Raw genomic sequence first — 10,993 nt, forward strand, 5'->3', positions numbered from 1 at the left:
ACGATATTTTCTAGCAGGGCTAATTCAACGACGGTTCTCAGTGTATTCGCAGGTAGAACGTGGGACAATTATTCGCCAGTGAATTCAGGTTTGCGTTTTTCAAACATTGCCTGAAGCCCCTCTGTCAAATCTTTAGAAGGCAGAAAAGCCGCATTCCATGCCGCGACGTAGCGCAGGCTTTCCGAGACGCGGGCGATGCGCTGCTGGTCGAGCACGTCCTTGACGCCGTTGACCACAAGGGGCGGATTGGCAGCTATCTCGGCCGCCGTCTCGTGGGCCGCGGCCAGCGAAGCCTCGGCGTCGGCGTAGACGTCGTTGACCAAGCCGATCTTCTCGGCGCGGCGGCTGTCGATGTCCTTCCCCGTCAACGCCAATTCGCGCAGGTGCCCGTCGTTCAGGATCAGAGGCAACCGCGCGAGGCTTCCGACGTCGGCGACGATGGCCAGCTTGACTTCGCGCACCGAGAACTTCGCGTCCACACTGGCGTAGCGGATGTCGACCGCCGAAATCAGGTCGACACCGCCGCCGATGCACCAGCCGTGGATGGAGGCGATGGTCGGGGTGCGGCAGTCGGCGACGGCGTTGACCGCGCCCTGCATCCGCAGGATGGTCTGGTGGAAGTCCGCCCTCGGCCTGGCCGACCCGCCGCCGCCGAGCACCTCTGAGAGCGAACCGCCCATCGCTGGCAAGTCCAACCCGTAGCTGAAGTGATCGCCGGCGCCGGTCAACACGATCGCCCGCACGTCGCGATCGGCATCCAAGCTGGCGAACACGTCGGGCATTTCGGCCCAGAACGCCGGTCCCATCGCGTTGCCTTTGCCGGGACCGACCAGCGTCACCTGAGCGACGTGGTTCTCGATGTCGACGGTGACGGCTTCATAGGATTTGCCCATGAACTGAAGAGGCTAGCCAGTCACCTCGGTGGCGTACCCATCAGCACCTCGCTGACGGTTGCCGAGGGCAGGAACTGACACGCGGCTTCGACGAGCATCTGCCCGACCGATTCGCCGTTGGGGCCCAGCGGGTTGTTCTCCTGCGCCAGGATCGCGCGGATCACGGCGAGTCGAGTGGCCTCGTCGAGCTTGTTGAAGTCGTCGCATTTCATTGTGAGCGCATCGGGCGGTGCAGGCACTTCGGGAACATCGGTATTTCCCGGCAAGCCGGGCAACGGGATGTTGGGTAATGGGATGTTGGGCAACGGGATGCCGGGCAAGCCGGGCAGGGTGCTTTGCGGGGCTTGCGTGGGCGATGCGATGGGCGGGCCCGGTTCGGTGGTCATCGCGACGGTGCCGGGCGTGGTGCGCTGGCACCCGGCGGTCAGGCCGGCGACCATCAGCGCGGCTCCTGCCACCAAAACGAGCGTCCTCATCCCGGCAACGATATGCGGTGCAGCGTCGTAGCGTGGGGCGCATGCCCGACGATTTGCGCCCTGGACCCGACTCACCGCCGACCGATGAACTGCGGAGCGCCGAGAAGGCTTTCGCGGTGCTGGAACACGTGCTGCACGGGCTCGCCAAAGAAGACGAGTCGAAGCAGACGCCGTGCCGCGAGTTCAACGTTGCTCAGTTGACGGACCATCTTCTCAACTCGATCACGGTGATCGGCGGCGCCGCCGGCGCCGAGATGCCCGAGCGTGACAATTCGGATTCGGTCGAACGTCAAGTGGTCCTGGCAGCGCGGCCCGCTCTGGACGCGTGGCACAGGCGCGGCCTCGACGGCACCGTGCCGTTCCAGACGGGGGAGGCGCCCGCCAAGATGATGGCGGGCATCTTGTCCCTGGAATTCCTGGTCCACGCTTGGGATTACGCGAAGGCGACCGGGCGTGAGGTGGACGCGCCGGATTCGTTGTCCGACTATGTGCTCGGCCTGGCCAAGACGATCATCACGCCCGCAGGTCGCAGCAACGCCGGCTTCGACGATCCGGTCGATGTGGCCGCCGACGCCGGTGCCATGGATCGGTTGGTCGCCTACACCGGCCGCACGCCGCGCTAGCTGTTCCAGCCTTTGGCGAAGGTCAGGAACGCGTCGTTCTCATGCGGCGCCGCGACGGTGACACGCACGCCGTCGTCGCCATAGGGGCGGACGATAACGCGGTCGTTGGCAGAGTCGTTCGCGAATTGCTGCGCTCGTCCTGGCAGCGGCAGCCAGACGAAGTTCGCCTGCGAGTTCGGCACGGTGTATCCGGCATCGCGCAATGCGGTTGTGACGCGGGTTCGTTCGGCGATAACCGAGTCGGTGCGGGCCAGCAGTTCGTCGGCGGCGTCCAGTGAGGCGATGGCCGCGGCCTGCGAGATGCTGGTCGCGGTGAACGGCACGTAAACCTTGGCGAGCGCGGTAATGATGTCAGGGTCGCCGACGGCGTAGCCGATTCGTAGCCCGGCTAGCCCGTAGGCCTTCGAAAAAGTGCGCAGCACAACGACATTGCTGTGCTTGCGGACCAGCCCGAAGCTGTCGGGCAGCAGCCCGTCGCGGATGTACTCCACGTACGCTTCGTCGAGCGCGATGAGGATATGCGACGGCACCGCCGCGACGAACCGGGCCAGCGCATCGGGGTCGACGACAGTGCTGGTTGGATTGTTCGGATTGCACACGAAGATCAGTCGGGTGCGGTCGGTGATCGCGGCGAGCATCGCGTCGAGGTCGTAGGTGTAGTCGGTCAGCGGCACCTGCACGGGCGTCGCGCCCGCGGTGCGCACCTGCAACGGATAGATCTCGAAGCTGCGCCAGCCGAACAGCACTTCGTCGCCGACGGTCGAGGTGATCTGGACCAGCTGCTGGCACAGGCTGACCGATCCGCAGCCGACCGAGACTTGTTCGGGTGCCACATCGACGTGTTTGGCCAGCCGGTCCCTCAGCTCGACGTACCCGTTGTCCGGGTAGCGGTTGATGTTGTCGGCGGCCTTGTCGATCGCGGCCCGCACGCTGGGCAGCGGACCGTGCACCGTCTCGTTGCTTGCGATCTTGATCGCACCCGGCACGGTCTTACCCGGAGTGTAGGCGGGCAGGTCGGCGAGTTCGGGGCGAAGGCGGGCGGTCACCTGACCAGTTTATGGGTGGCTTACCTGCGCTTTGCCTTCGCCTGTGGCCCCTGTGTACGCTGTCGGATCGGCGGTAAACGTCAGGAGGCGTGCCAGAGCGGCCGAATGGGGCTCACTGCTAATGAGTTGTCGCCCTCAAAGGCGACCGGAGGTTCAAATCCTCTCGCCTCCGCCGTGGCTGACTGCGTCGGCCGCACAACTGAATAAGTTCGACAACACTGCGCCCGTAGCTCAACGGATAGAGCATCTGACTACGGATCAGAAGGTTAGGGGTTCGAATCCCTTCGGGCGCGCCAACTTCCGGCGGAAATGCGGGAAGCGATATTTGCGACACGCCCACAGTTGAAACTTTCCGCTCCACTTTCCCCTGCGGCGAACCTATCGAGCGATTCGCGCACGTCACGGCCGCTCGTCTGGCGCTGCAGATAGTGGGCTTCTGTGGTGGCTAGCTTGGCGTGACTCAACTGCTGCTGAGCCGCCGCGGGGCCGTGCGCGTCGCGCACCACACTGGCGACAGTGCGACGGAAGCTGTGCGGAGTCACCCAGGACAGGTCATCTGGCAACGCTGTTCGCACTGCGCGACGCATGTTCGCAGGGCTCATCAATCCACCGTCGCGATTGACGAATACCCGACCTTGCAGGCCGCATGGCGGGAGGGTATCGGCGGGCACCGACAATTCAAGCTGGCTACCGGTGCCGCCGACCCAGGGTCGGTAGACCGCCGCTGACTGTCGGGGACGCTGGTCGAGGACCCGACGCGGCGATTGTCAGGCCTCTGCTTTGGGCCCTCAACGGGCGGGCCTCCGCTTCCAGGGCAGTGCTTCCCGGTCTTTGCGTTGATATGCGGCCGCGGGCAGCCGTCTGGCTTTGGGGTCAGCACCTTCGAACATGATGGGCATGTTCCCTCGCTCAGGTCACGCTTCGGTTTCTTCTGCGCATGCCGAGCACCCGTTCCGCGGCGGTACGCGACCGATGTGACATCCAGGGCGCAGCTGAGTCACCTAGCAAGTCTGGATCGAGCAGCGGTTGGCCGAGGCGACGAACGCCGAGCCTTCGCTGCTCGCTCAACGATCGTGGTTGCTGCCCGGCGTTCGCCTCGCAGGGGTCGTCCGCCTCCGCCAAGATTCGACAACCCCCGCTGGGCTGATACCTACCCCCAATTGCGCTGAAGCAAAACGAGTTCTGCCCCGCCATAGGACATCGGTGGCGGGGCGAACAACTAGTAGGACGCGGTCAGCGTCGAAGCGTTCCACTTCTGCGCGCCGAGCTGATGTCGACGACGCCTGTGTACTTGCGGTCATAGGCCCGCTGGAGGACCGCCGCCATGGTCTCGGCCTCCTCCTCGGTGATGTCGCCGGGATGCAACACGTGGAGGAAATGGCAGATCTTGTTCTTCGGCAACGTCATGCACCGCATCGGAGGGGTGGCGCACTGCTTGAACCTTGCGACGCCTTCGGGCGGCTTACTGGACTGTCAGCAATCCATGCATGTTGGCGTGGTACTTACAGTGGAATGGGTAGGTTCCGGGCGTCGCTGGAGCGGTGAACATCTCGATGCCGCCACCCCCGGATATCCGGATGTCGAATAGGTTGTTCTCGTCGGCCGTGACGGTGTGGTTCGGGTCGTCCTTGTTCACGATGGTCAGCTGCTCACCGGGTTTGACAGACGACGGCACGGCGAACGCCATGTTGGAAATAACGATCGAACTGGCGGCCTCTTGAGCGCCGGGGGGACTTGGCGCCGATGGGGACGGCACTCGTGGAATTGAGTACTGCGCGTTCGGACTTGCGGGAGTAGGTGAGGGCGGTGACTCGTTTGTTCCGCCGCACGCCAAGAGCACCGCAGCGCAAAGTGGAAATGACCCGATCAGGGCCGCGATGCGTTTCATATCGTCCCTCGCCTTTTCGCTAAGCCAGCGGTGCCAAATACGTTAACCTTCTCGTCGCAGCGGGCGAGAGCGTCAGGACGTATCGTTTGACATGTCGAACTCCTTCATAGTTCGGCCGCCGGGGTCTATCTCGGTAAAGGGTTGTAATTTTGCGCGAAGAGAGTTGTTCTTGCTCGCGTTCCCTCATTCCCGCGAAGCCACCCATCTCCTCATCGCAGCTGTCTCCCGATGGCCGAGAAACTGCGTGGATCGCCCATAACTCCGCAGGGCCTTCGTAGATGTCGGCGCAACGACTCGTTCGCTTTGCACGTGACAAGACAACACGCGACGATGGCGACGAAGATAACGGCTCCCCAAGAACAGCGAGGAGATCGGAATGTCGAAGCCCTGCGGGTAGTAACTCGCTGTGTACGTCTGCCTACTCCCACCTCTGAATCTTTCTGCACACAATCAATTTCGATCGAATGCCGTCTCGGCGGGATCGTGTTCGCCGACGGGTGCATACAACTGCCATTCCGCAGGGATGCCCTTCAGCACGTGAGTGCCGCGGTCTGCGAACGTGATGCCGGAGCCGTTGACTAGATCCTTCACCGTGCGCGACACCAACACCTCGCGTCCTCGAGCCAATGCGGCGATTCGCGCGCCGATGTGCACGGCGATACCGCCGATGTCGTCACCGCGAACCTCACACTCGCCGGTGTGTAAACCGGTGCGGATTTCGATGCCGATCTGCGGCATCCGTTCGACGAGTGTGGTCGCGCACCGGACGGCGCGGGTGGGGCCGTCGAACGTCGCCAGGAATCCGTCGCCGGTGTGTTTGACTGCCCGGCCATGAAAGCAGCCGAGCGTCTCGCGAGTCAGCTCGTCGTGCCGCCCCAACACCTCACGCCAGCCTCGGTCGCCCAGTTCGGCCGCCTGCCGCGTCGAATCGACGATGTCGGTGAACAACACCGTGGCGAGCACCCGGTCGGGTGGCGGCGCGTGCCGATGCCCGGTGAGGAACTGCTCGACCTCGCCCGTGATGGACTTGATGTCGCCCACCGCGGGAAGATGGTCGACGCCGTCCAGTTCGACCAGCCGCGCGGACGGAATCTGCGCCGCGATCTCGCGGGCGAACTCCACCGGAATCGCCTCGTCCCTGCGGTGCAACACCAGCGTCGGCACGCGCACGCTCGGCAACACATCCGTGACGTCGACCTGGGTGAGCACGGCTTCGAACGTCAGTCGGGCCATCTTGGGACTCATGCCTGCCCGTTCCAGCGCGCCCATGCCTGCCCGGTACTGCGAGCTGGGCTGCAGGCTGGGCGCCGCCCAGTCGATGGTTTGACCGCCACCCCACCGGTCGAGCGTCGGCCGAATCGTGTTCATCAACCTGATCCACTTCGCTCGGCCCGGCGAACCGTCGTCGGCGCCTGACCCGCTGACGTAGGTGCCGTAGAGGACCAAGGCCTGCACCTTCTCCGGGTACGTCGCGGCGAACAGCATGGCGATCGGACCGCCCTCACTGAAGCCGAACAGCGCCGCACGCTGACTGCCCGCGGCATCCATCACCGCGCGCAAGTCGTCGATGCGGCTTTCCAGCGTCGGCACGCGGTCTATCGGATCCGACAATCCCGTCCCGAGCTTGTCGTAGAGGATCACGCGGGAGAAGGACGCGAAGTCCCCGATGAACGACGCCGATCCCGAGTGATGCCAGAGCATGTCGACGTGGGAGAACCAGCCCGGAACCACCACCAGATCGATCGGTCCGTCGCCGACCACCTGAAAGGCGATGTCTCCCCCCGGGCCCTTTGCATACTGCGTCCGCGGCAACTGGGCCATCGATCGTCAGTATCCCACCCACCGCACTGAACTGGGCGTTTCTGACAATTCGGCAACGGTGTAACCCTGGCCGCTATCTGTTGGCATGACGCTGAACCAGTTCACCGCCACGCGCGCGTCAGGCGCCGTGGTGCTCATCCGGCTCTACGTCGGCCTGATCTTCGCCGGCGAAGGGGTACTCAAGTTCCTGCGGCCCGACGCACTCGGTCCCGGGCGATTCATCAAGGCAGGCATCCCGGGCGGCACGTTCTTCGCCTACCTGGATGGCATCGCCGAACTCGGCTGCGGCGCAATGATTCTTGCCGGTCTGCTGACACGGCTCGCGACGCTGCCGATGATTGTTGACATGCTGGGCGCGCTTGGAATCACCAAAGTGCCGCTGCTGTGGGGCCACGCTCCGCTGTATCCGAAGGAAGGCGGCTTCTGGGACTTCTTCCACGAGGGCCGCCTCGAAATCGCCATGCTGTGCGGCAGCGTTTTCCTGCTCATTGTCGGTGCTGGGACATATTCGTTCGACGCCAGGATGAACGCCGACCGCATCCCTGCCGTAGCCACGTAAGTGATCCGCAGCGAGCGTGAGGAGCGCCGTCCGCAACCTGTGGCGGGGCTTCAACCCGTGACGGGTGCGGTGTACGCGGATTGGGATGCGGTCTACCGCGACAACGTCACCTGGGTCTACCGGTTGATGTACGGCAAGGTCGGCAACCAGCCAGACGCCGAGGACCTGACCGCGGAAGTCTTCATGACGGCCCTGAAGCCGCTGCGGGTTACGGCGACCGTACCCGAGGTGCGCAAGTATCTTCGGATGACGGCTCGCACGGTGCTGGCGTCGTATTGGGGCGAACGGATGGGCAAGCCGGTGACGTCGATAGAGGAGGATGTGTCCGAGGCCCCCGAGCCGGAGTTGATCGCCAGCGATGCGCCCGACAAAGTCCGTCGGTTGCTGCAGCGGCTCCCGGAAAACTACCGGAAAATACTGGAATTGCGCTTCCTGCAGGCCTTTTCGGTTCGAGAGGCCGCTAGTCAAATGGGGGTGACGGTCTCGAACGCCAAGGTGTTGCAATACCGCGCGCTGCGGATGGCGGCGCAGCACGGTGAGGAGGCGACGTCGTGAGCAACCGGACCGTACGCCGATTCGTCGAGGGGTTGCTGCGCGGACAGCGCACCCAGCACGCTCGCCCCGATGACTTCGAAGCCGAGCAGATGAGGACCGCGATCGAGTTGCGGGCCGCACGGTTGGGCAGTGATGCGCCCCGTGAGGAGTTCGTCACCGATCTGCATCGCCGACTGGCCGCCGAAATGGCAGAAGAGCAAACGGCCGTCGACCATCCGCGGTGGGCTCCACGGCGCCGCGAAGTGGTGATCGGCGGTTCCGTGGCCGCGGCGTCGGCGGCGGCAGGATTGGTGGTCGGCCGCAACCTGTTGGCGCCGACCGTCACCGAGCAGGCGACCCTTCAGGCTCAAGGCGAGCTGCAACCCAATCGGGGAGCGTGGCAGGCCATCGGCGAGACCGGCGATCTTCCCGAGGGCGGCGCGCTGGCCTTCGACCTCGGGGTGGTCAACGGCTTCGTTCACCGCACCGACGCCAAGCTGGAAGCGGTATCCGGCGTCTGCACGCATCAGGGCTGCAAGCTGTGGCTGGACGCGCCCGATAGCCGGTTGCGTTGCCCGTGTCACTCGACGTCGTTCTCGCTGGAAGGCGCGACCCTCACGCACCAGTTGCCGGTCGCGCCGCCACCGCTGCCCAAGTTCCAGGTGCGCGAAAGCAACGGAGTGATCGAGGTTTTCGCGCCGACGAAGCCCGCCTGACCGCATACGGTGTCGACATGACCGACACCCCATGGGAGCCTCCGCTCGCGGGCACCGAGGTGGAACACCTCATCGGTGCGCTCGAGCGGTTGCGCATGACATTCCGGTGGAAGACCGACGACCTGGATGCAAACGGCCTTGCAACGCGCATCGGGGCTTCGGGGCTCAGTCTTGGCGGCCTGCTCAAGCATATGGCGATCAACGAGGACTACATGTTCGCCCAGAAATTGAAGGGCGACCCGCTCGGCGAACCGTGGGAGTCGTCGTGGGACGGCACCGACGACTGGGAATTCACCTCCGCGGCGGGCGATACGCCCGACCATCTCTACGAGTTGTGGGACGACGCGGTGGCACGGTCCCGCGCGAGACTCGATGCGGCGCTAGCTGACGGCGGGCTCGATCAACTGGTCCACGTCATATCATCCGATGGCGAGCATGCCAGCCTGCGCCGACTGCTGTGCGATCTGATCGAGGAGTACGGCCGCCACACCGGGCACGCGGATCTGCTCAGGGAGGCTGTCGACGGCCGTGTGGGAGAGGACCCTCCGCCGGGATGGCGGCCGGCGTCCAACCGATAGGTTGGGCTGGTGCGACTGCTGCTCATCGCCGACACCCATATCCCCAGACGAGCCCGCGACCTGCCGAGACGGGTATGGCAGGAGGTGGGCGAGGCCGACGTCGTGCTGCACGCGGGCGACTGGGTCGAACCGTCGTTGCTCGATGACCTCGAGGCGAGCGCCAAGCGATTGGTGGCGTGCTGGGGCAACAACGACGGCACGGAGTTGCGCAATCGCCTACCGGAACGCGCCGACGCGACCCTCGGCGGGCTTCGGTTCACCGTTGTACACGAGACCGGTGCGGCCACCGGGCGCGAGGCGCGGATGGCCGCGGAGTACCCCGACACCGACGTGCTGGTGTTCGGGCACAGCCATATCCCGTGGGACACCACCGCCAAGACCGGTCTCCGGTTGCTCAACCCGGGTTCGCCGACCGACCGACGGCGCCAACCGTTCTGCACGTACATGACCGCCACGGTCGACAATGCCGCCCTCTCGGATGTCGTGCTGCACAACCTGGAGCGCCATGCCTGACCGCAAGGCCCGCACCGCCGACGTCCACGAGATCGCCGGTTCGATGCCCCACGTCACGCGGATCGAAGGGCCCAAGGGAAACGCGATCTACCAAGTCGGTGGCAAGTCGTTCGTGTTCTTCCGCACTCCGCAACCCGACGCCGAGGATCCAGAGACCGGTGAGCGGTACGCCGATGTGATCATGATCTGGGTGGAGTCCGAAAGTGACAAGCTGGCGCTCATCCAGGATCCGAACTCGCCGTTTTTCACCACCGACCGGTTCGACGGGCATCCCTCGGTTCTGGTGCGGGCCAAGGACTTACGCAGGATCGGCAAAACCGAGCTGACCGAGCTGATCCAGGATGCCTGGCTGTCACGGGCGTCGAAGCGCCGCGCTGACCGGTGGCTGGCGGAGCAGGGCGGCTAGCCGGCTAGCAGCTGAACCCGTTGCGCCACAAGGGTTTCTCAGAGTTTCCTTCAAAACTGCACTGATGAGTTCTTAGGATTCGAACATATGTTCGAGTGATGAGTGCGGATGCGGTGCAGGTGGTCGTCGCGCTGCGCGCCGCCCATACTGCGTTGGCCGCGCTGCCTGTTGATGCGCTGACCCGCCCCGAGGTGCTGGCGGTGCTCGACGAAGTCGAAACGTTGACCTGCCAACTGCCCGCTCATGGGCACGGGTTGCTGGCCCGGCTGCAGGCCGAGACCACGGCCAAGGAGATGGGCGCCAAGTCGTGGCGTGATGTGCTGGCCACCCGGTGGCGGATTTCGACCGGTGAGGCCGGCCGCCGCCTTGACGAGGCCGCGGCGTTGGGGCCGCGGCGGGCGTTGTCCGGGGAGCCGTTGGCCCCGGTGCTGGCCTGCACCGCGATCGCGCAGGCGCACGGGGCGATCAACGCTGAACACGTCAAGGTCATTCGGGAGGCCATGAACGCCATTCCGGCGGTGGTCGACGCGGCCACCCGCGCCCAGGTCGAAGCCGATTTGGTGCGCATTGCGGTCGGGGTAGGGCCCAAGCCGTTGAAGGACGCCGCGGCGCGGCTGGTGTTTCTGCTCGATCAAGACGGCCCCCAACCCGATGACACCGAACGCGCGCGCCGGCGCCAGGCGCGCATGGGCCCGCAGCAACCCGACGGCAATTGCCGCCTGGAGGCGGTGTTGACCCCGCAAGCGCGGGCGATCTATGAGGCGATCTTCGCCAAGTGGGCCGCCCCGGGGATGTGCAATCCCGATGACGAGCATCCGTGTGTGTCGGGCACCCCGACGCAGGCGCAGATCGACAACGACCAGCGCAGCCTGGCCCAGCGCCAGCATGATGCGTTGGTCGCGGTCGGGCTCAGTGTGCTCGAAAGCGGTGAGCTGGGTCA

The 10,993-nt window shown here is 65.0% G+C and carries 14 protein-coding genes, 2 tRNA genes and 1 pseudogene; 10 read left to right on the forward strand and 7 right to left on the reverse strand.

Going from position 1 to position 10,993, the window contains the following annotated elements; genetic code table 11:
- Positions 1-68 precede the first annotated feature (68 nt).
- Entirely contained in the window at positions 69-893 is an 825-nt protein-coding gene (locus ACGFK1_RS28760) for a crotonase/enoyl-CoA hydratase family protein (protein WP_393437726.1), read from the reverse strand.
- A 20-nt stretch (positions 894-913) separates the two neighbouring features.
- The gene (locus ACGFK1_RS28765; protein WP_393437729.1) at positions 914-1,369 is read right to left on the reverse strand and encodes a hypothetical protein; all 456 of its coding nucleotides are present in this window, start codon (positions 1,367-1,369) and stop codon (positions 914-916) included.
- Between the two features lie 41 nt (positions 1,370-1,410).
- Between ACGFK1_RS28765 and ACGFK1_RS28770 the strand changes: the two genes are divergently transcribed.
- On the forward strand, positions 1,411-1,992 hold the full coding sequence (locus ACGFK1_RS28770) for a TIGR03086 family metal-binding protein (protein ID WP_393437731.1): 582 nt from the start codon (positions 1,411-1,413) through the stop codon (positions 1,990-1,992).
- Here ACGFK1_RS28770 and hisC read toward each other — a convergent pair.
- Positions 1,989-3,038 carry a histidinol-phosphate transaminase gene (hisC, locus tag ACGFK1_RS28775; protein ID WP_393437734.1) on the reverse strand — a complete coding sequence of 350 codons (1,050 nt, stop codon included), beginning with the start codon at positions 3,036-3,038 and terminating at the stop codon, positions 1,989-1,991. The two genes, ACGFK1_RS28770 and hisC, sit on opposite strands and share 4 nt — an antisense overlap.
- 83 nt (positions 3,039-3,121) lie before the next feature.
- Here hisC and ACGFK1_RS28780 point away from each other — a divergent pair.
- Both ACGFK1_RS28780 and ACGFK1_RS28785 read left to right on the forward strand, forming a co-directional pair.
- Positions 3,122-3,210, forward strand: a tRNA-Ser gene (locus tag ACGFK1_RS28780).
- A 48-nt stretch (positions 3,211-3,258) separates the two neighbouring features.
- Positions 3,259-3,334, forward strand: a tRNA-Arg gene (locus ACGFK1_RS28785).
- Here the strand turns inward: ACGFK1_RS28785 and ACGFK1_RS28790 are convergent.
- The 4 genes and pseudogenes from ACGFK1_RS28790 to ACGFK1_RS28805 form a co-directional block, all read right to left on the reverse strand.
- Positions 3,305-3,682: pseudogene (locus tag ACGFK1_RS28790) on the reverse strand (site-specific integrase); the annotation flags it as partial. The gene ACGFK1_RS28785 and the pseudogene ACGFK1_RS28790 sit on opposite strands and share 30 nt — an antisense overlap.
- Before the next feature lie 589 nt (positions 3,683-4,271).
- Positions 4,272-4,445 (reverse strand): hypothetical protein, encoded by a 174-nt coding sequence (locus ACGFK1_RS28795; RefSeq protein ID WP_393437737.1) that lies wholly within the window; start codon positions 4,443-4,445, stop codon positions 4,272-4,274.
- Between the two features lie 55 nt (positions 4,446-4,500).
- Positions 4,501-4,926 (reverse strand): cupredoxin domain-containing protein, encoded by a 426-nt coding sequence (locus ACGFK1_RS28800; RefSeq protein ID WP_393437740.1) that lies wholly within the window; start codon positions 4,924-4,926, stop codon positions 4,501-4,503.
- A gap of 450 nt (positions 4,927-5,376) precedes the next feature.
- On the reverse strand, positions 5,377-6,747 hold the full coding sequence (locus ACGFK1_RS28805) for an adenylate/guanylate cyclase domain-containing protein (RefSeq protein WP_393437743.1): 1,371 nt from the start codon (positions 6,745-6,747) through the stop codon (positions 5,377-5,379).
- Between the two features lie 85 nt (positions 6,748-6,832).
- Here ACGFK1_RS28805 and ACGFK1_RS28810 point away from each other — a divergent pair, with 85 nt between their 5' ends.
- From ACGFK1_RS28810 to ACGFK1_RS28840, 7 genes are all read left to right on the forward strand, one after another.
- Positions 6,833-7,306 carry a DoxX family protein gene (locus ACGFK1_RS28810; RefSeq protein WP_393437746.1) on the forward strand — a complete coding sequence of 158 codons (474 nt, stop codon included), beginning with the start codon at positions 6,833-6,835 and terminating at the stop codon, positions 7,304-7,306.
- A 3-nt stretch (positions 7,307-7,309) separates the two neighbouring features.
- A complete protein-coding gene (locus ACGFK1_RS28815; RefSeq protein WP_393437782.1) occupies positions 7,310-7,861 on the forward strand; it encodes an RNA polymerase sigma factor in 552 nt (183 codons plus the stop codon).
- Entirely contained in the window at positions 7,858-8,556 is a 699-nt protein-coding gene (locus tag ACGFK1_RS28820) for a Rieske (2Fe-2S) protein (RefSeq protein ID WP_393437749.1), read from the forward strand. Before ACGFK1_RS28815 ends, ACGFK1_RS28820 begins: the two co-directional genes overlap by 4 nt.
- A 17-nt stretch (positions 8,557-8,573) precedes the next feature.
- A complete protein-coding gene (locus ACGFK1_RS28825) occupies positions 8,574-9,134 on the forward strand; it encodes a DUF664 domain-containing protein (protein ID WP_393437752.1) in 561 nt (186 codons plus the stop codon).
- Positions 9,135-9,143: 9 nt separating this feature from the next.
- The gene (locus ACGFK1_RS28830) at positions 9,144-9,647 is read left to right on the forward strand and encodes a metallophosphoesterase family protein (RefSeq protein WP_393437755.1); all 504 of its coding nucleotides are present in this window, start codon (positions 9,144-9,146) and stop codon (positions 9,645-9,647) included.
- Positions 9,640-10,053 carry an MmcQ/YjbR family DNA-binding protein gene (locus ACGFK1_RS28835; protein WP_393437757.1) on the forward strand — a complete coding sequence of 138 codons (414 nt, stop codon included), beginning with the start codon at positions 9,640-9,642 and terminating at the stop codon, positions 10,051-10,053. Before ACGFK1_RS28830 ends, ACGFK1_RS28835 begins: the two co-directional genes overlap by 8 nt.
- Before the next feature lie 98 nt (positions 10,054-10,151).
- Positions 10,152-10,993 (forward strand): DUF222 domain-containing protein (locus tag ACGFK1_RS28840; RefSeq protein WP_393437760.1); only part of this gene is annotated, 842 nt, incomplete at its 3' end.

Origin of the sequence: Mycobacterium sp. NPDC048908, assembly GCF_043197955.1 — a bacterium.
Taxonomy (GTDB): Bacteria; Actinomycetota; Actinomycetes; order Mycobacteriales; family Mycobacteriaceae; genus Mycobacterium.

Excerpts from the sequence above, each read along its gene's own strand:
- ACGFK1_RS28760 (WP_393437726.1), bottom strand. The coding sequence starts at position 893 with ATGGGCAAATCCTATGAAGCCGTCACCGTCGACATCGAGAACCACGTC.
- ACGFK1_RS28765 (WP_393437729.1), bottom strand. The coding sequence starts at position 1,369 with ATGAGGACGCTCGTTTTGGTGGCAGGAGCCGCGCTGATGGTCGCCGGC.
- ACGFK1_RS28770 (WP_393437731.1), top strand. The coding sequence starts at position 1,411 with ATGCCCGACGATTTGCGCCCTGGACCCGACTCACCGCCGACCGATGAA.
- ACGFK1_RS28795 (WP_393437737.1), bottom strand. The coding sequence starts at position 4,445 with ATGACGTTGCCGAAGAACAAGATCTGCCATTTCCTCCACGTGTTGCAT.
- ACGFK1_RS28800 (WP_393437740.1), bottom strand. The coding sequence starts at position 4,926 with ATGAAACGCATCGCGGCCCTGATCGGGTCATTTCCACTTTGCGCTGCG.
- ACGFK1_RS28805 (WP_393437743.1), bottom strand. The coding sequence starts at position 6,747 with ATGGCCCAGTTGCCGCGGACGCAGTATGCAAAGGGCCCGGGGGGAGAC.
- ACGFK1_RS28810 (WP_393437746.1), top strand. The coding sequence starts at position 6,833 with ATGACGCTGAACCAGTTCACCGCCACGCGCGCGTCAGGCGCCGTGGTG.
- ACGFK1_RS28825 (WP_393437752.1), top strand. The coding sequence starts at position 8,574 with ATGACCGACACCCCATGGGAGCCTCCGCTCGCGGGCACCGAGGTGGAA.
- ACGFK1_RS28835 (WP_393437757.1), top strand. The coding sequence starts at position 9,640 with ATGCCTGACCGCAAGGCCCGCACCGCCGACGTCCACGAGATCGCCGGT.